Annotated in this window: 19 protein-coding genes; 14 read left to right on the forward strand and 5 right to left on the reverse strand. The window is 70.9% G+C overall.

Features of this window, described 5'->3' with window-relative positions:
* Positions 1–98 precede the first annotated feature (98 nt).
* From ACWED2_RS18950 to ACWED2_RS18975, 6 genes are all read left to right on the forward strand, one after another.
* Complete coding sequence (locus ACWED2_RS18950; protein WP_449691789.1) at positions 99–917, forward strand: ABC transporter substrate-binding protein; 819 nt, start codon at positions 99–101, stop codon at positions 915–917.
* A 1-nt stretch (position 918) separates the two neighbouring features.
* Positions 919–1,683 (forward strand): transporter substrate-binding domain-containing protein, encoded by a 765-nt coding sequence (locus ACWED2_RS18955; protein ID WP_449691790.1) that lies wholly within the window; start codon positions 919–921, stop codon positions 1,681–1,683.
* A 7-nt stretch (positions 1,684–1,690) separates the two neighbouring features.
* The gene (locus ACWED2_RS18960) at positions 1,691–2,470 is read left to right on the forward strand and encodes an ABC transporter substrate-binding protein (protein ID WP_449691791.1); all 780 of its coding nucleotides are present in this window, start codon (positions 1,691–1,693) and stop codon (positions 2,468–2,470) included.
* A gap of 6 nt (positions 2,471–2,476) precedes the next feature.
* On the forward strand, positions 2,477–3,241 hold the full coding sequence (locus tag ACWED2_RS18965; RefSeq protein ID WP_449691792.1) for an amino acid ABC transporter permease: 765 nt from the start codon (positions 2,477–2,479) through the stop codon (positions 3,239–3,241).
* On the forward strand, positions 3,238–3,978 hold the full coding sequence (locus ACWED2_RS18970) for an amino acid ABC transporter ATP-binding protein (RefSeq protein ID WP_449691793.1): 741 nt from the start codon (positions 3,238–3,240) through the stop codon (positions 3,976–3,978). The genes ACWED2_RS18965 and ACWED2_RS18970 overlap by 4 nt, the downstream gene beginning before the upstream one ends.
* Before the next feature lie 62 nt (positions 3,979–4,040).
* A complete protein-coding gene (locus ACWED2_RS18975; protein WP_449691794.1) occupies positions 4,041–4,922 on the forward strand; it encodes an MOSC domain-containing protein in 882 nt (293 codons plus the stop codon).
* On the opposite strand, the gene ACWED2_RS18980 is transcribed toward ACWED2_RS18975, so the two are convergent.
* On the reverse strand, positions 4,805–5,611 hold the full coding sequence (locus tag ACWED2_RS18980) for an SAM hydrolase/SAM-dependent halogenase family protein (protein WP_449691951.1): 807 nt from the start codon (positions 5,609–5,611) through the stop codon (positions 4,805–4,807). The two genes, ACWED2_RS18975 and ACWED2_RS18980, sit on opposite strands and share 118 nt — an antisense overlap.
* 47 nt (positions 5,612–5,658) lie before the next feature.
* On the opposite strand from ACWED2_RS18980, the gene ACWED2_RS18985 reads away from it, so the two are divergent.
* The 3 genes from ACWED2_RS18985 to ACWED2_RS18995 all read left to right on the forward strand — a co-directional run bounded on the left by ACWED2_RS18985 (position 5,659) and on the right by ACWED2_RS18995 (position 7,819).
* A complete protein-coding gene (locus ACWED2_RS18985; RefSeq protein ID WP_449691795.1) occupies positions 5,659–6,663 on the forward strand; it encodes a phosphoribosylaminoimidazolesuccinocarboxamide synthase in 1,005 nt (334 codons plus the stop codon).
* A complete protein-coding gene (locus ACWED2_RS18990) occupies positions 6,584–7,048 on the forward strand; it encodes an NADPH-dependent FMN reductase (RefSeq protein ID WP_449691796.1) in 465 nt (154 codons plus the stop codon). Before ACWED2_RS18985 ends, ACWED2_RS18990 begins: the two co-directional genes overlap by 80 nt.
* A 66-nt stretch (positions 7,049–7,114) precedes the next feature.
* Complete coding sequence (locus ACWED2_RS18995) at positions 7,115–7,819, forward strand: DUF2334 domain-containing protein (protein ID WP_449691797.1); 705 nt, start codon at positions 7,115–7,117, stop codon at positions 7,817–7,819.
* Here the strand turns inward: ACWED2_RS18995 and ACWED2_RS19000 are convergent.
* On the reverse strand, positions 7,789–8,481 hold the full coding sequence (locus tag ACWED2_RS19000; RefSeq protein WP_449691798.1) for a DUF2306 domain-containing protein: 693 nt from the start codon (positions 8,479–8,481) through the stop codon (positions 7,789–7,791). The two genes, ACWED2_RS18995 and ACWED2_RS19000, sit on opposite strands and share 31 nt — an antisense overlap.
* Before the next feature lie 40 nt (positions 8,482–8,521).
* Between ACWED2_RS19000 and ACWED2_RS19005 the strand changes: the two genes are divergently transcribed.
* A complete protein-coding gene (locus tag ACWED2_RS19005; RefSeq protein WP_449691799.1) occupies positions 8,522–9,262 on the forward strand; it encodes a TetR/AcrR family transcriptional regulator in 741 nt (246 codons plus the stop codon).
* On the opposite strand, the gene ACWED2_RS19010 is transcribed toward ACWED2_RS19005, so the two are convergent.
* On the reverse strand, positions 9,225–9,860 hold the full coding sequence (locus tag ACWED2_RS19010; protein WP_449691800.1) for an MBL fold metallo-hydrolase: 636 nt from the start codon (positions 9,858–9,860) through the stop codon (positions 9,225–9,227). The genes ACWED2_RS19005 and ACWED2_RS19010 overlap by 38 nt on opposite strands.
* 44 nt (positions 9,861–9,904) lie before the next feature.
* Positions 9,905–10,837: a DUF5937 family protein gene (locus tag ACWED2_RS19015; protein ID WP_449691801.1), complete on the reverse strand. Its 933-nt coding sequence runs from the start codon at positions 10,835–10,837 to the stop codon at positions 9,905–9,907.
* 61 nt (positions 10,838–10,898) lie between these two features.
* Between ACWED2_RS19015 and ACWED2_RS19020 the strand changes: the two genes are divergently transcribed.
* Together ACWED2_RS19020 and ACWED2_RS19025 are read left to right on the forward strand one after the other, a co-directional pair.
* A complete protein-coding gene (locus tag ACWED2_RS19020; RefSeq protein ID WP_449691802.1) occupies positions 10,899–12,038 on the forward strand; it encodes an MFS transporter in 1,140 nt (379 codons plus the stop codon).
* A 33-nt stretch (positions 12,039–12,071) separates the two neighbouring features.
* A complete protein-coding gene (locus ACWED2_RS19025) occupies positions 12,072–13,568 on the forward strand; it encodes an aldehyde dehydrogenase family protein (protein WP_449691803.1) in 1,497 nt (498 codons plus the stop codon).
* 363 nt (positions 13,569–13,931) lie between these two features.
* Here ACWED2_RS19025 and ACWED2_RS19030 read toward each other — a convergent pair whose 3' ends face one another.
* The gene (locus tag ACWED2_RS19030; protein WP_449691804.1) at positions 13,932–15,506 is read right to left on the reverse strand and encodes a GMC family oxidoreductase; all 1,575 of its coding nucleotides are present in this window, start codon (positions 15,504–15,506) and stop codon (positions 13,932–13,934) included.
* 155 nt (positions 15,507–15,661) lie between these two features.
* Here ACWED2_RS19030 and purS point away from each other — a divergent pair, with 155 nt between their 5' ends.
* Positions 15,662–15,901 (forward strand): phosphoribosylformylglycinamidine synthase subunit PurS, encoded by a 240-nt coding sequence (gene purS, locus ACWED2_RS19035; protein ID WP_003056885.1) that lies wholly within the window; start codon positions 15,662–15,664, stop codon positions 15,899–15,901.
* Positions 15,898–16,575, forward strand: coding sequence for a phosphoribosylformylglycinamidine synthase subunit PurQ (purQ, locus tag ACWED2_RS19040; RefSeq protein WP_449691805.1), 678 nt, complete (start codon positions 15,898–15,900; stop codon positions 16,573–16,575). Before purS ends, purQ begins: the two co-directional genes overlap by 4 nt.
* Positions 16,576–16,874: the final 299 nt, after the last annotated feature.

Below are 16,874 nucleotides of genomic sequence, written 5' to 3' on the forward strand. Positions count from 1 at the left end.
TAATCTCGATCGCACGAAACCGGAGCGTCAGGACGTTTACCCAGTGACCTGACGTGCTTTCCTCGCGCCCTCGTGGGCGCCGACCTCTGGAAGAAGCGATGAGATCCACGCTGTCGAAAATCGCCGCGGCCGTCACCGCGGGCGCGCTGACGCTGACCTTGGCCGCCTGCGGTGGCTCCGACGCGGGGGCGACCACCCTGCGGGTCGGGACGCTGAGCGACGCCCCGCCGTCGATCTACCTGGAGAACGGCCGGTTCACCGGCTACGACAACGAGCTGCTGCGCGACATCGCCAAGCGTGAAGGCTTCGAGGTCGAGTTCGTCGGCACCGAGTTCTCCAGCCTGCTCGCCGGGGTCGCGGGCGGCAAGTTCGACATCGGCAGCTCGACGATCTCGAGCACCGAGGCGCGCAAGAAGACGGTCGCCTTCTCCAACGGCTACAACACCGGATTCACCACCGTCGTCACGGCGAAGGGCGCGAACCTCAAGGACGTCGCCGCGCTGGGTGGCAAGCGGCTCGGCGTGGTCCAGGGTTCGGTGCAGGACGAGTTCGCGGGCAAGGTCGCCGGGGCGCAGGTCGTCCGCTTCCCGGACTACAACGCGGGCTTCGCGCAGCTGAAGAACGGAACCCTCGACGGCTGGGTCGTCCCGCAGGACATCGGGCAGAAGTACCTCGACCAGAACCCGGGTGTCCCGCTGGAACTCGGGTACACCGTCGAGGACAAGGACACGCCCTCGGCGTTCGCGGTGGCCAAGAAGAACACCGACCTGCTGAACAAGCTCAACGACGGCCTCGCGAAGGCGGTCGCGGACGGCACGGTGGCCCGGATCTACGGCCAGTTCTACAAGAACACCCCGCTGTCGAAGGAACTCGAGCAGGGCGGTCCCGGACTGCCCGTGAAGAACCTGGGTGCGTGACATGAAGAAGCTGATCGTCACCGTACTGGCCGCCGCGCTCACGCTGACCGCCTGCGGCGGCTCGGACAGCGCTTCCCCGACGCTGCGCGTCGGCACCCTGAGCGACGCGCCGCCGAACATCTACCTCAAGGACGGCAACTACACCGGCTTCGACAACGAGCTGCTCAAGGCCGTCGCGGCCAAGCAGAACCTGAAGCTGGAGTTCGCCGCGACGGACTTCTCCGCGCTGCTCGGGCAGGTCGCGTCGGGCCGCTACGACATCGCCAGCTCGGCGATCGCGCAGACCGACGAGCGCAAGAAGACGGTGGACTTCTCCGCGGCTTACGACTTCGAGACGATGAGCATCCAGGCCAAGCAGGGCACGCCGGTCACCGACGAGAAGAGCCTGGCCGGCAAGCGGGTCGCCGTCATCCAGGCGACCGTCGGCGACCACTGGCTGGGCACCACGGTGCCGGACGCGCAGGCTGTGCGCTTCCCCGACTACGCCGCCGCGCTGACGGCGTTGAAGAGCGGCGCGGTCGACGCGTACATCCTGGACCAGTCCATTGCCGAGAAGAACGTCACCGACAACCCGGACGCCAAGCTGGTCGTCGTGAAGAGCTTCGTCACGGACGTGCCGCACGGTTTCGCGGTGAAGAAGGGCAACGCCGAGCTGCTCGGAAAGATCGACGCCGGGCTCAAGCAGGTGATCTCCGACGGGACCTGGCTTAAGCTGCACCAGCAGTTCCTGCCGACCGCTCCGGTGCCGGCCGGGTTCCAGGGTTAGGAGAAGCATGAGGAAGACACTGGTCACGGCTGTCGCCGCGACCCTGCTGGCCGCGCTCACGGCGTGCGGCGGCTCGGACAGCGGCGGCGAGAAGACCTTGCGCGTCGGCACGCTGAGCGATTCGAAGCCGAACGCCTACCAGGAGAACGGCAACTACACCGGCTTCGACAACGAGCTGCTGAAGGCCATCGCGGCCAAGGAAGGCCTGAAGCTGGAGTTTGCCGCGACGGAGTTCTCGGCGCTGCTCGGCCAGGTCGCGAACGGCACGTTCGACATCGGCAGCTCGGCGATTTCCCAGACCGACGCCCGCAAGAAGACCGTCGACTTCTCGGCGCCGTACAACTACCAGGCGCTCGGCATCGAGGCCAAGGAAACCGCGGGCATCACCGACGAGAACTCCCTGGCCGGCAAGCGGGTCGGCGTCGTACAGGGCACGGTCTCGGACACCTGGCTCGGCACGAACGCGCCGACCGCGCAGGCCGTCCGGTTCCCCAACGACGCCGCGGCCCTCAACGCGCTCAAGACCGGCGCGATCGACGGCGCGGTGTTCGACCAGGCCACCGCCGAGGACTACGCGAAGAACAACCCGGACGCGAAGCTCAAGGTGACCAAGGCGATCACCACGACCATCCCGCACGGCTTCGCGTTCAAGAAGGGCAACACCGAGCTGATCAACAAGATCAACGACGGTCTGAAGAAGGTCATCGCGGACGGCACCTGGGTCAAGGTGCACGACCAGTTCGAGCCCACCGCGCCGGTGCCCGCCGAGTTCAAGCCGGGGCAGTAGTCCACAATGGACGATTTTGTCAACACGTTCCTGGACTGGGACTACATCTCCCAAGTCTTGCCCGACCTGCTGAAGACGGGCCTGCTGAACACGCTGATCCTGTCCGTGTCCTCGGCCGTGATCGGCACCGTGGTCGGCATGGTCCTGGCCGTGATGGGCCTGTCCACCAAGTGGTGGCTGCGCTGGCCCGCGCGGGTGTACACCGACATCTTCCGCGGGCTGCCGGCCATCCTGACGATCCTGCTGATCGGTCAGGGGCTCGGCACGCTCGCGCGGGACGTCGTCGGCACGAACCCGTACCCGATGGGCATCCTGGCGCTGTCGCTGATCGCCGCGGCCTACATCGGCGAGATCTTCCGGGCCGGCATCCAGAGCGTCGACAAAGGGCAGCTGGAGGCCAGCCGCGCGCTCGGGATGAGCTACACCAAGTCGATGCTGCTGGTGATCATCCCGCAGGGTGTCCGGCGGGTGCTGCCGGCGCTGGTGAACCAGTTCATCGCGCTGGTCAAGGACTCCAGCCTGGTCTACGTGCTCGGGCTGCTGTCCGGGCAGCGCGAGCTGTTCCGGATCGGCCAGGACCTCGCGGCGAACACGGGCAACCTGTCCCCGCTGGTCGCCGCCGGCGTGTTCTTCCTGGTGATCACCGTGCCGCTGACGCACCTGGTCAACTACATCGACAAGAAGCTCCGGACCGGCCGCAAGGTGCGCGTCGACGAGCCGGGCGACGGCGACGAGCTGGACCTGGTCGCCAGCGGAAAGGTCCCCTCGTGACGACGGCGGTGCGCTCGTCCAGTGTGGAACTGAAGGACATCCACGTCAGCTTCGGCACGCTCGAAGTCCTGCGCGGGGTCGATCTCCGCGTGGAGAGCGGCAAGACGACGTGCATCATCGGCCCGTCCGGCTCCGGCAAGTCGACGCTCCTGCGCTGCGTGAACCGCTTGCAGGAGCCCGATTCCGGCGACCTGCTGCTCGACGGCGAGTCGGTGATCAGGTCCGACCCGGACGCGTTGCGCCAGCGCGTCGGCATGGTGTTCCAGCACTTCAACCTCTTCGGTCACCGGAGCGTGCTGGACAACATCGTGCTGCCGCTGCGCAGCGTGAAGAAGCTCGGCAAGGAGGAAGCGTCGGCGATCGCCCGGGCTCGCCTGGCGGAGGTCGGCCTGGCGGACAAGGCGCCGTACCGGCCGAGCGCGCTGTCCGGCGGCCAGCAGCAGCGGGTGGCGATCGCCCGGGCACTGGCGATGGACCCCGAGGTGATGCTCTTCGACGAGGCGACCAGCGCGCTGGACCCGGAGCTGGTCAAGGGCGTGCTGAACCTGATGGCGGGGCTGGCCTCGCGCGGGCTGACCCTGATCGTGGTGACCCACGAGATGGGGTTCGCGCGGAGTGTCGCCGACGAGGTGGCGTTCATGGACGCGGGCCGGATCGTCGAGCAGGGCCCGCCGGCGGACATCTTCGACGAGCCGCAGAGCCCCCGCTTGCAGCGGTTCCTCTCGCAGGTGCTGTGAAACTTCCACGGCTGCCCGTAAAGAAGGCGCTTCGGCGGCCGCGGCCCGGGTAACCTGCGAAGATGGCGAGAATCGCTCGGCTGACGTACTACCCGGTAAAGGCCTGCGCCGGCACCGACGTGCCGTCCGCCGAGGTGACGCCCGCCGGGCTCGCGCACGACCGGGTCTTCCAGCTCGTCGCGCCGGATGGCGGGGTGCTCACCCAGCGGCCGCACCCGGTGCTGGCGGCCGTCCGGCCTCGGGTGCTCGGTGACCGGCTCGCGCTGTCCGCCCCCGGCCGGGCCGACCTCGTCTTCGACATCCGGCTCGACGGTCCGCGGCGCCCGACCTCGACGTACGGCTGGCAGGGCGACGGCGTCCGCCAGGGCGAAGAGGCCGACGAGTGGTTCTCGGACCTGCTCGGCCGGCCCGCGGAGCTGATCCGGGTCGCGCCGGGGCACGACCGCGTCACCGGCGGCCACACCCCGGGCACGGCCGCGTTCGCCGACGGGCACGCGCTGCTCATCGCCTCGGAGTCCTCTTTGGACAACCTCAACGAACGGATCGCCGCCGGGCAGGGCGAACCCGTCCCGATCGACCGCTTCCGCCCCAACATCGTCATCGGCGGCTGGGCCGAACCGCACCGCGAAGACGAAGCCCGCGAACTGTCCGCGGGCACCGCGAAGTTCGGCTACGCCCAGCAGTGCGTCCGCTGCATGGTCACGATGATCGACCAGGAAACCGGCGCGAGGGCCGGCCCCGAGCCGATCCGCACCCTCGCGACCTACCGGCGCGGCCCGGACGGCGGGGTCGTCTTCGGGGTGCAGGCCGCGGTGCTGCGGCCGGGTCAGGTCGCCGTCGGCGACGAGGTGATCGTGCACTCCTGGGCCGGCCCGAGCCCGAGCACAGCCGCCGCGGAGCCGCCGTTGACGGCGACCGCGAGCCGCCCCGCCGAGTCGGTGTAGAGCACCGGAGCGCCGGCGGGCACGTCGGCGAAGGTCCGCCCGAGCACCGTCGTCACCGCGACGCGCTCGCTGTGCACGGAAACCGCGCCCGAAAGGCCCGAAAGCTCGAGGTCCGCCGGGGTGGCGGCCAGCTGGACGTTGCCGAAGTGGTCGACCGTCAGCACCTCCGACACGAGCTTGCCGGGGAACGCGGCCACGAACGGCTCCGGCATCGCGACCAGGTCCGCCACCGGGTCGCCGAAGTCCGACGGCGCGACGCCCAGCGCGAGGTGCGCCGCCGCCGGCGCGAAGACGTCCCGGCCGTGGAACGTCGCCGACGTCGCCGGCAGCCGCAGCGACGGCTCCGCGAGCTCGTACGCCGCCCGGACCCCGCCCAGCGCCTGCGCGGCCGGCAGCAGCAGGCCGTTGTCCGGCCCGACCAGCAACCCGTCCTCGGCGACGACGACCACGCCGAGCCGATCGGTGCCGACGCCGGGGTCGATCACCCCGACGTGCACCGATTCCGGCAGGTAGGGGACGGTCTGGGCGAGCGCCATCGCCCCGTGCCGGATGTCCTGGGGCGGCACTTCGTGGGTCACGTCGATCACCCGCACGGCGGGCGCCAGCCGCGCGATCACGCCGTGGCAGGCCGCCACGAAGCCGTCGCGCAGGCCGTAGTCGGTGGTCACCGAGATCCAGTCGTACGCCATGCGAGCATCATCCATGGTGGCAGAGGGTGCCCGTTATCGTTCGGTGCGTGACACCCCTCCCCACCCTCGAACGGCTCGCCACGGGCAAGGTCCGCGACCTCTACGCCGTGGGCGGCGACCACCTGCTGGTCGTCGCCTCCGACCGCATCTCCGCCTTCGAACAGGTCTTCCCGACCTCGGTCCCCGGCAAGGGCCGCGTGCTCACGGCGATGAGCGTGTTCTGGTTCCGCGAGCTCGCCGACGTCCTCCCGAACCACCTCGTGACCTGCGACGGGCCGCTCATCCCCGAGTCCGTCCGCGGCCGCGCGCTGCTGGTCGAGCGGCTCGAGATGCTGCCCGTGGAGGCGGTCGTCCGCGGCTACCTCACCGGCCGCGGGTATGCCGATTACCGCAGGTCCGGGCAGGTGTGCGGGCTGGCGCTGCCGCCCGGCCTCGCCGAGTCGGCGCGGCTGCCCGAACCGATCTTCACCCCGTCCACGAAGGCGCGGCGCGGGGAGAAGGACGAGAACATCGACTTCGACACGTGCGTGTCGGTGCTCGGCCGCGGGCTCGCCGAGGAGGTCCGGGAGGCGTCGCTGGAGCTGTACCGCCGGGGCGCCGCGCGGGCGGCGGAGCAGGGCCTGCTGCTGGCCGACACGAAGTTCGAATTCGGCATCGGCGCCGACGGCGGGCTCGTGCTCGCGGACGAGCTGCTGACGCCGGATTCGGCGCGCTACTGGCTCGCCGATGGCCACCAGCCCGGCGTCCCGCAGCCGTCGTTCGACAAGCAGCACGTGCGCGACTGGCTGATCGACCCGGCTTCCGGCTGGGACTGCGTGTCCCCGCTGCCCCCGTTGCCACCCGAAGTGGTGACGGCCACGCGCGACCGGTACGTCGAGGCGTACCAGCGCATCACCGGGCTTTCGCTGGCAGACTGGCCTCGTGATCCTGCTGATCTGCGGCAGCCTGCGAGCCGGCTCGGGCAATGCGGCGGTGCTGGGGACCGCCGCGACCCTCACCGCGAGCAAGACGTACACCGGCCTTGCCGATCTGCCGCACTTCAACCCCGATGACGACCGCGACCCGCTGCATCCCGAGGTCGCCTCGCTGCGCGCCGCGCTGAAGGAAGCCGACGCGGTCCTGTTCTGCACGCCGGAGTACGCGGGCGGGCTGCCGGGCTCGCTCAAGAACCTCCTCGACTGGACGGTCGGCGGCGGCGAGATGTACGGCAAACCGGTGGCGTGGATCAACGCGTCCTCGATCGCGGCCCCCACCGGCGGCCGGGACGCGCACGACTCGCTGCGCAAGGTCCTGACGTACGCGGGCGCGAAGATCGTCGACGAGGCGTGCGCGCGGATCCCGGTGTCGCGGGCCGACGTCGCCGACGGCCAGGTCGCCGATCCCGACCTGCGCGGCCGGATCGCGGTGGCCGTCAAGCGCCTGCGTGAGGGTGTCTGACCCTTCCGGCAACGGTCGTCCGCCCGTTCTGCGCAGTTCACGGGAGTTTCAGGCGCGTGCGTCCCAATGGTGGTCGTGGACGCTCGCTTGCTGGTTTCGCTGTCGGGAATCACCCCGCGCACGCTGCACCGGTGCGCCGACCTCGCGGCCGAGCTCGACCGCCGCAAGGTGCCGCTTTCGGTGCTGTACGCCGCCCGCACCGGCGAAGGCCCGGTGACGGAGTGGGTGCGCACCCGCGCCCGGGGCGGTGATTCCGTGCTGCTCCACGGCTACGACCACACCGTCACACCCACGCACCGCACGGTGTACCTGGGCAAGAAGGCGGAGTTCGCGACCCTGCCGGCGCACGAAGCTCGCCTGCGGCTGATCGCCGCGAAGGCCGCGCTGGACAACGCCGGGTTGTCGGTCGACGGCTTCGCGCCGCCGCGCTGGATCGCGTCCCCGGGCACGCTGCAGGCGCTGGCCGAGCACGGTTTCCGGCTGTGCGCGGACCTCGGCGCGGTGCGCGACCTCGTCACCGGCGAGGTGCGCCGCGCGCGGGTGAGCGAGTTCACGAGCCAGTCGCACCGCACGGAAACGGTGCGCTGCTTCGCGCTGGTGCTGGCGGCGGCGCGCGCGGCCCGCCGGGGCGGCCTGGTCCGGCTGGGGGTGGAAGCCGCGGACCTGACCCGCCCCGGTCTCCGCCAGGCCCTGCTCGACGCCGTCGATGTGGCCCTGGAGAACCGCGCGTCCGGCGCGACCTACGGCTCGCTGCGCGCGGTCGCGGCCTGACGTTTCGCGGGTTTGCGGCGTTCGAGCAGCCAGTCCGTGAGCAGGAGCAGAATCAGCGGGCTGAGCCAGACGCCGATGCTGGCGGCGCTGTAGCGCATCAGGTCCTCGCTGCCGCGGAACGTGGTGTCCACCTGCGGTGTCAGCACGATCGTGGCGACGACGTTGACCACCCGGCTCAGCACGATCGACATGCTGAGCGCGAAGCTGCGTGCCATCCACCGGCGGTGTTCGCCGTAGCGGCGTCGCCGGGCGAACCACAGGCCGGCGACGGTGACCGCGATCCACAGCGCCGAGCCGACGAGGTTGGCCACCCGTACCGACGGACCGGCCGCGGTGTGCCAGCCGATGTACAGCCCGAGCAGGCCGGCGGGCAGCGCGCCGCCGAAGACGTAGATCCGGCCGGTGATCCGGTGGCCCCGCCGGTAGCGGGCGCGGAACGCGGGCCAGATCTGGAAGCAGGCGGTCACCATCGCGACCGTGCCGAACAGGACGTGCGCGACCAGCGCGGGGTAGTAGACGGCGTTGTGGTCCGGCGGTCTCAGACGCGACTGCGCCGGGTCGAAGGTCAGGTAGGGCGGGACCGAGAAGGCCAGGAAGGCCGCCGCCACCAGCAGCAGGGGAACGATCCAGGGGCGGCGCCACCACGAAATTGTGTATGTCATACACCTGAGTGTATGGCATACACAGTTTTAGGATGGGCGGATGCCGGACGACAAGGTGGAGCGCAGTCTCGAACTGCTGTGGGCGGGGCGCTCGAGGGGGCGGCGCGGGCCCCGGGCGCAGCTCAGCGTCGCGAAGATCGCGGAGGCCGCTGTCCGGATCGCGGACGTGGACGGCTTGGAGGCGCTGTCGATGCAGCGGATCGCCACCGAGCTCGGCTACTCGACGATGGCGCTCTACAAGCACATCCCGAGCAAGGACCTGCTGCTCGAGGTGGCGGCCGATGTCGGGGCCGGCCGGCCCCCGGAGCTCGACGGCGGCTTCCGGACGGCGGTCCGGCAGTGGGTGGCCGCGTTGTGGGCGGGCTTCCAGGTCCGGCCGTGGATCCTGCGTGTCCCGCTCGACCACACGCCGGTCGGTCCCAACCAGCTCGCCTGGCTCGACCGCCTGCTGCGGCCGCTGCTCGCGGCCGGCCTGGCGGGCGCCGAGGCGCGGGCGGCCGCGCTGCACCTGACGGCGGTCGTCCGCGGCACCGCCCAGATCAGCCTGCAGCTGGCGGGCTCCAGCAGTGACGACGGGCTGGGCCGGGCCCTGGCGGCCGTGCTGGATCCGGCGGAATACCCGGCCCTGACAGCGGTGCATGAAGCCGAAGCCGCCGGCGGCCCTGCGTACGAACAGGAAGGGCTGCCGGCGGAACTCGGTTTCGGTGTGGACCGCTTCCTCGACGGCGTCGAGGCGTGGGTGGCTAGAACTTCGCCGGCTCGGCCCGTTCCAGCACCTTGACCTCGGTGCCTTCGGGAGCGAGGTGCCCGAACAGGCCGTAGTGCATGGCGGGGTTGGCGAGCACCGCCTCGTGAATGGGCACGGCCACCCGCGGCGCCACGGCCCGCAGGTAGTCGACGGCCTCCCCGGCCTTCAGCCACGGCGCACCGGTGGGCAGCCCGAGCACGTCGATCTTCTGCTCCGGCACGAAGAACGAGTCGCCGGGGTGGAAGAAAGCGCCGTCGTCGAAGACGTACCCGATGTTCGGGATCACGGGGATGTCGGCGTGGATGACGGCGTGCTCCCCGCCGACGGCCTTGATCGAGGTGTCCCCGATGGCAAAGGCGTCCCCGACGTTGGCGATGTCGAACTCCAGGCCGAGCTTCCGGACTTCGGGGGCGGACCCGGGATCGACGATCAGCTTCGCGCCGGGGTTGGCTTCGAGGACCCCGGGCAGCCGTTCGACGTCGAGGTGGTCGAAGTGCTGGTGCGTGACCAGGACGGCGGACAGCTCCCGCTCACCCTCGAAGCCGGTGGAGAAGGTGCCGGGATCGATCAGGATCCGCTCGGAGCCGGTCTCCAGCAACAGGCAGGCGTGTCCGAAATGGACGATACGCATCGATGGTTCTCCTTCACGGGTGGTCGTTTCCAGCCTAGCCCCGTTCACAGTTTCCCGGTCAGCAACGCGTCGCCGAGTTCCGTGCGCCGGTACAGCACGCGGTGCCCACGTCGCTCCGCGGCCAGCAAGCCCGCTCCGCGCAACGCCGTCAGGTGCGCCGAAACCGTCGCTGCGGCCAGTCCGTGCCGCCGGGCCAGTTCGGTCGTCGCCGCCGGGCGGTCGAGGGTCGTCAGCAGCAGCGCCCGCGTGCGGCCGAGCACCTCGGCCAGCGGTTCCGGCGGCGCGGCGGCCGAAGCCCACAGCGAAGCCACGCCCCGGGCCGGGTACAGCAGCGAGACCTGCCACGGCGGCACCGTCACCACCCCGACGTTCGGCCACGCGAACACCGCCGGGATCAACAGCAACCCGCGTGAGTCGATCGCCAGCCGTTCCCGGGCCCGGACGTCGACCAGCACCGACGTCCCCGACAACCGGACGCGCGGGTGGAGCTCCGCCAGCATCGCCGCGAGCCCGCCCGAGCCCAGCTGCCGCGTCCGGTGCGCGATGTCCGCCGCGAGCAGTTCGCGCAGCCGCGGCCACTGCGGCGCCAGCACCGCCTCCCACACCGCCGCCAGCTGGCCGGCGAGCAGGTCGCGCGCGGCTGCCGGGTCGGCGGGCAAGCCGGACAGGTCCGCGTCGACCATGCCCAGCTCCAGCGCCACCTGCTCCGGGGGCGTCGCGCGAACCACCGCCAGTTGCGCCTCGGCGGTGGTTTCGGGACCGTCGGGCGGCGGGCTCAGGAACTCGGTGATGTAGTGCCGCGCGCTCAGCACCGCCGTCAGCTCGGGCACGTCGGGCACGTCGGCGAGCCACGGCAGGGGCGCGGGGTGCCGCCGGATGCCGAGCCGCGTCTGGACCGCGCCCAGCACCTCCTCCAGCGGCGAGATCGCGAAGCGGACGCGTTGACTCCCGACTGCGGTCAGGGCCAGCTCGATCACGACTGATTCGCTCTCATCCGAATCAGTATGCCGCGGACGCGCGCCAGGAGAGCGTGACGGCATGTCGTTGTTCACCCATCGCGCGTACTGGCGCTGGTCGGCGGGCGTCCAGTTCGCCCGGCTCCCGGCGACCATGGCCCCGCTCGCGTTCACCCTGCTGACCACCGCCACGACCGGTTCGTACCGGCTGGGCGGGGTGCTGATGTCGGTCTACGTCGCCGCCGAGATGGTGTGCGCGGTGCCGGTCGGGCGGCTGCTCGACCGCGTCGGCCCTTCGCGGGGCCTGCCCGTGCTGTTGCTCCTGACCGCGGCCGGGTACGTCGTGCTGGCGCTGGCCGCCGACGCACCCGCCCCGGTCCTCCTCGCGCTCGTGCTGCTGCCCGGCATCTCGGGCGGGGCGTTGTCGGGCGGCTTCCGGACGCTGCTGGCCGACACGGTCGACGACGCGCTGCTGCCGCGCGCGCTCTCCGTCGACGCGATGCTCCTCGAGGGCGTGCTCATCGGCGGCCCCGCGCTGGTCGCGCTGCTCGACCTCGCCGGCACGTTCGTCCCGCTCGCCGCGATGGCCGCCGCGTGCCTGGCGGCGGCGCTGCTCGTCCCGCGCCGCGCGGGTTCCCGCGATCGGGTGGAAGCCGAGGAGGACGTCCCGGCGGCGCGCCTGACCACCTACCTGCCGTGGCTGTGCTGCGCGTTCACCGTCGGGCTGCTGCTGTCGACGATCGAGGTGGCGCCGCTCCCGCTGGTCCAGCGGCTCGGTGCGCCCGAAACGGCCGCGCCGGTGGTGATCGCCGTGCTGAGCGGCGCGAGCATCGCGGGCAGCGCGCTCTACGCGTGGCGTGGCAAGACCGGCGACCCGCGGCTGTTCCTCGCCGGGTTCGTCGTCGGCGGGCTCACCCTCGCGGCCGATCTCGGCTGGCCGGGGTTGCTCGCGTCGGTGGCCGTGATCGGCGGCTGCACGGGTCCGCTGGTGGCCGCCACCTCGGTCAACCTGCAGCGCCTGTTGCCGAAGAACCGCAGGTCGGCGGGGTTCTCGCTGAGTTTCACGGTGCAGGCGGGCGGCTTCGGCCTCGGGTCGCTGGCGGTGGGCGTCCTGCCGCTGTGGGTGACCCCGTTGTTCGGTGTCTTTGCCGCGGCGATCGCCGGTGGAATGCTGGTGCGGAAGCCCGCACGAGCTATTGGCACGGTGTCAGTAACATCGTAACCTGGGCTGACCCTCGACCCACGGGAGACGCCGATGACTGCCGTCCAGCCGAAGCCGACGACGGTCGGCGAGACCTTCGACTCGCTCAGCCCGGCGACCGACGAGGTGGTCGGAACCTACCCGATCCACACCGCGGAGGACGTCAAGGCGGCCGTCGAACGGGCGCGCGTCGCGGCGCAGTGGTGGGCCGGGCTCGGGTTCGCCGGGCGCGCCGAGCGGCTCAGGGGCTGGAAGGGCGTGCTGACCCGGCGGCTGCCGCAGCTGTGCCAGGTGGTCCGCGACGAGACCGGCAAGCCGATCGCCGACGCGCAGCTGGAGAGCGTGCTGGCCATCGAGCACATAGCGTGGGCGGGCAAGCACGCGAAGAAGGTGCTCGGGAAGCAGAAGCGCTCGGCCGGCCTGCTGATGTCGAACCAGGCGGCGACGGTCGAGTACCAGCCGCTGGGCGTGGTCGGCGTGATCGGCCCGTGGAACTACCCGGTGTTCACCCCGCTGGGCTCGATCGCGTACGCGCTCGCAGCGGGCAACGCGGTGGTGTTCAAGCCGAGCGAGTACACGCCGGGCGTCGGCAAGTGGCTGGTCGACGCGTTCGCCGAGATCGTGCCGGAGCAGCCGGTGCTGCAGCTGATCACGGGCTTCGGCGAGACAGGCGCGGCGCTGGTGGGGGCGGGTGTCGACAAGATCGCCTTCACCGGCTCGACGGCAACGGGCAAGCGCATCATGGCCGCGGCGGCCGAGACGCTGACGCCGGTGGTCATCGAGGCGGGCGGCAAGGACCCGGTCCTGGTCGACGCGGACGCGGACCTGGACGCGGCGGCGGACGCGACGGTGTGGGGCGCGTTCTCGAACTCGGGCCAGACGTGCATCGGCGTCGAGCGGGTGTACGTGCACGAAAAGGTCCACGACGAGTTCGTGGCCAAGGTGGTGGAGAAGTCGAAGGACGTGCGGGCGGGTTCGGACGAGGCGGCCCAGTACGGCCCGGTGACGATGCCGTCCCAGCTGGGCGTGATCAAGCGCCACATCCGCGACGCCCTGTCCCGCGGAGGCAAGGCGGTACTCGGCGGCGAGGACGCGGTGGGCGACCGCTACGCGCAGCCGACGGTGCTGGTGGACGTCCCCGAGGACTCCGAGGCCGTGAAGGAAGAGACGTTCGGCCCGACGGTGACGATCGCAAAGGTCCGCGACATGGACGAAGCGGTGGAGCGCGCGAACAACACGAAGTACGGCCTGGGGTCGACGGTGTTTTCGAAGTCGCGAGGAGTGGAGCTGGCGGAGAAGCTGCGCACGGGCATGACGGCGATCAACGCACCGCTGTCGTTCGCGGGCATCGCGTCGCTGCCGTTCGGTGGCGTGGGCGACTCGGGCTTCGGCCGGATTCACGGCCCGGAGGGCCTGCGCGAGTTCGCCCGCACGAAGGCGATCGCCCGCCAGCGCTTCACGGCGCCGCTGACGTTGACATCGTTCAGCCGCAAGGATTCAACGGACGCTCTGGTGGCAAAGCTGGTGACAATCCTCCACGGCAAGCGCTGAGCCGGATCCGGGGTTGTGGACAACTCGAGTCCACAACCCCGGAACGCGCCGGAATTGTCGGTGGGCGCCGGTAAACTGGATACCGGGGGGCCGAGGGCCGCCCTTCGCCGCCGCGCACGAGCGTCGCCGCGCACAAGATTCCGCATCCCGCGCAGCACCCGGCCCGGCGCGGACCGCTGCGGCCTGGCGCGGCCCGGACCGGACTGGCGCGGCGCGACCCGACCCGGCGTGGCCCGGTCCGACCTGGCGTGGCCCGGTCCGACCTGGCGTGGCCCGGTCCGACCTGGCGTGGCGCGGCTCGGACCGGCGCGGACTGGCGCGGCCCCGGACCGCACTGCCGCGGCCCGGCCGCCAAACCCGCAGCTAAACCGACCGCCCCCGAATGAGATCCGCCGCCTTCTCGGCCACCATGATCGTCGGCGCGTTCGTGTTCCCCCGCGGCACCACCGGCATCACGGACGCATCGACCACCCGCAGCCCCTCCACCCCCTGAACCCGCAACTCCGGGTCAACCACCGACCCGATCGAGCAAGTCCCGACCGGGTGATAAAGCGTCTGCGTGTTCTCCCGGATGTGCTCGGCCAGCTCGGAATCACTCAAATCGTGCCGCAACGGCAGGAACGGCTTGTCCAGGAACCGCCGCAGCGGCCCCGCCTGCCCGATCTCGATCAACGCCCGCAGCCCCGAGATCATCGTCTCCATGTCACGCGGCTCGGCGTAGTAAGCCGGATCGATTTCCGGCTTCCACAACGGGTTCGCCGACTTGAGCCGCAGCCGTCCCCGGCTCGCGACGTCCACCAGCGTCGCCGCCGAAGTGAACCCGGGAACCGTCGGCTCGCGCAACCCGTTGTCGTAGAACAACGTCGGCGCCACGTGGATCTGCATGTCCGGCGCCGGCAACCCGTCCGTGGTCGGGTAGAACGCGCCCGCTTCACCGATGTTCGAAGTCAGCGGCCCGCGCCGGGTCAGCTGGTACCGTGCCAAACCGAACAGCGAAGCCGCGTCCACCAGGTCGGTCGTGTCGCGAGTGGACCAGATGATCCCGCACGCCGGGTGGTCGTGCAGGTTCTCGCCGACGCCGGGCAGCGCGGCGACGACGTCGATGCCGTGCTCGCGCAGGTGTTCCGCCGGGCCGACACCGGAGACCATCAGCAGCTGCGGCGAGTTGACAGCGCCACCAGAGAGAATGACCTCGGCGGCGGCGTGCGCGGTGTGCTCCACCCCGTTGTCCAAATAGGACACGCCAACCGCGCGGGTGCCCTCGAAGATGACCCGGGTGGCCGGCGCGCACGTCTTCACCGTGAGGTTCGGCCGCGAGAGGGCGGGGCGCAGGTAGGCGTCCGCCGTGGACCACCGGCGGCCCTTCTTGCACGTCACCTGGTAGACGCCGGCGCCCTCCTGGCTCTCGCCGTTGAAGTCGTCGGTGCGCTTGAGGCCCCAGGCGACGGCCGAGTCGACCCAGGCGTGCGACAGCTCGTGGGTGAACCGGCGGTCTTCGACGTGCAGCGGGCCGTCCGTGCCGTGCAGCGGCCCGCCGAGCCGCTGGTTGCCCTCGGCGCGCTTGAAGTACGGCAGGACGTCGTCCCAGCCCCACCCTGTCGCGCCGTGGGAATCGCGCCAGCCGTCATAGTCGGCGCGGTTGCCGCGGATGTAGATCATCGCGTTGATCGACGAACAGCCGCCGAGCATCTTGCCGCGCGGCCAGTACGACGTCTTGCCCGTGTGCTTCTGCTCGACGGTCTCGTAGTTCCAGTCCCACTTGGTCTTGAACAGCGACGCGAAGGCGGCCGGGATGTGGATCTCGTCCGCGGTGTCCTCCGCGCCCGCCTCGAGGAGCAGGACCTGCGCCGCCGGGTCCTCGGTCAGCCGGTTCGCCAGCACGCAGCCCGCGCTCCCGGCGCCGACGATGACGTAGTCGTAGGAGTCTTGGACGGCCACGGTGCCTCCTGTTGGCGAGATGTCAACGACTCATCATGGCGCAGCGCCGCGCCTGCGGCCAGTCTAGGTTTCCCGGTGGGCCCCGCCAGGGGGTCGAGAGGGTGAACTATGCTCGCGGGGTACCCACGACCTGCGTGAATAAGGAGCAGCCTGCCGTGGCCCGAGTCGTCGTCGACGTCATGCCGAAGCCCGAAATCCTCGACCCGCAGGGACAGGCCGCGCTCGGCGCCGCCGGGCGCCTGGGGTTCACCGGGATCACCGAGATCCGCCAGGGCAAGCACTTCGAGATCGAGGTCGACGACACGGTCGACGACGCGACGCTGGAGAAGATCGCCGAAGGCTTCCTCGCGAACCCGGTCATCGAGCAGTGGACGATCAAGCGGGTGGACGCGTGAGCGCGCGCATCGGCGTCATCACCTTCCCGGGCACGCTGGACGACGGCGACGCGGCCCGCGCGGTCCGCTACGCCGGCGGCGAGGCGGTGTCGCTGTGGCACGCGGACGAGGACCTGCGTGACGTCGACGCCGTGATCGTCCCGGGCGGCTTCTCCTACGGCGACTACCTGCGCGCGGGCGTGATCGCCCGGTTCGCGCCGGTGATGACGCCGGTGATCGAGGCGGCGCGCGCGGGCATGCCGGTGCTCGGCATCTGCAACGGGTTCCAGATCCTGTGCGAGGCCGGCCTGCTGCCCGGCGCGATGATCCGCAACCAGGGCCTGCACTTCATCTGCCGCGACCAGTGGCTGCGGGTGGAGAACACGTCCACGGCGTGGACCACCCGTTACGACGAAGGCGCCGAGATCCTCATCCCGATGAAGAACATCGACGGCTGCTACATGGCCGAGCAGTCCACTTTGGACGAGCTGGAGGCCGAGGGGCGCGTGGTGTTCCGGTACGTCGGCGGGAACCCGAACGGCTCGCGCAACGACATCGCCGGGATCCGCAGCGAAAACGGCCGGGTCGTCGGCCTGATGCCCCACCCGGAGCACGCGATCGACGCGCTGACCGGGCCTTCGGACGACGGGCTCGGGATGTTCTTCAGCGCGGTGGACGCGCTCGTGAAGGCCTGACGGCGGGCCGCGCCCCCCGGTAACCATGGTACCGCGGGGCACCGACAGTTCCGGGGCTGTGGACGTGAGTTGTCCACAGCCCCGAGTCGAATGCGACGCGGCTTGGCTGGGCAGCTCCCGTGTGAGCCGGACTCGAGTGGTTCCCCGCTCCTCGTCCTTTGATTGTTCAACGCCGGGGAGCCGGCCTCAAGGGCGCCTTCGGCGTCGCTGCGCTCACCCTTGACCACGGCTCTCCGGTGCTGACTGCGGCGGGGACGAGGGCCGGTGAGGTGTAGGGCGGGTGGCGCCTGGGCCTGCCT

Source organism: Amycolatopsis sp. NPDC005003, from assembly GCF_053600695.1.

What these genes read in the sequence shown, in the direction of transcription:
- ACWED2_RS18950 (WP_449691789.1), top strand. Translation starts at nt 99, where the DNA reads ATGAGATCCACGCTGTCGAAAATCGCCGCGGCCGTCACCGCGGGCGCG.
- ACWED2_RS18955 (WP_449691790.1), top strand. Translation starts at nt 919, where the DNA reads ATGAAGAAGCTGATCGTCACCGTACTGGCCGCCGCGCTCACGCTGACC.
- ACWED2_RS18960 (WP_449691791.1), top strand. Translation starts at nt 1,691, where the DNA reads ATGAGGAAGACACTGGTCACGGCTGTCGCCGCGACCCTGCTGGCCGCG.
- ACWED2_RS18965 (WP_449691792.1), top strand. Translation starts at nt 2,477, where the DNA reads ATGGACGATTTTGTCAACACGTTCCTGGACTGGGACTACATCTCCCAA.
- ACWED2_RS18975 (WP_449691794.1), top strand. Translation starts at nt 4,041, where the DNA reads ATGGCGAGAATCGCTCGGCTGACGTACTACCCGGTAAAGGCCTGCGCC.
- ACWED2_RS18980 (WP_449691951.1), bottom strand. Translation starts at nt 5,611, where the DNA reads ATGGCGTACGACTGGATCTCGGTGACCACCGACTACGGCCTGCGCGAC.
- ACWED2_RS18995 (WP_449691797.1), top strand. Translation starts at nt 7,115, where the DNA reads ATGGTGGTCGTGGACGCTCGCTTGCTGGTTTCGCTGTCGGGAATCACC.
- ACWED2_RS19000 (WP_449691798.1), bottom strand. Translation starts at nt 8,481, where the DNA reads ATGACATACACAATTTCGTGGTGGCGCCGCCCCTGGATCGTTCCCCTG.
- ACWED2_RS19005 (WP_449691799.1), top strand. Translation starts at nt 8,522, where the DNA reads ATGCCGGACGACAAGGTGGAGCGCAGTCTCGAACTGCTGTGGGCGGGG.
- ACWED2_RS19010 (WP_449691800.1), bottom strand. Translation starts at nt 9,860, where the DNA reads ATGCGTATCGTCCATTTCGGACACGCCTGCCTGTTGCTGGAGACCGGC.
- ACWED2_RS19020 (WP_449691802.1), top strand. Translation starts at nt 10,899, where the DNA reads ATGTCGTTGTTCACCCATCGCGCGTACTGGCGCTGGTCGGCGGGCGTC.
- ACWED2_RS19025 (WP_449691803.1), top strand. Translation starts at nt 12,072, where the DNA reads ATGACTGCCGTCCAGCCGAAGCCGACGACGGTCGGCGAGACCTTCGAC.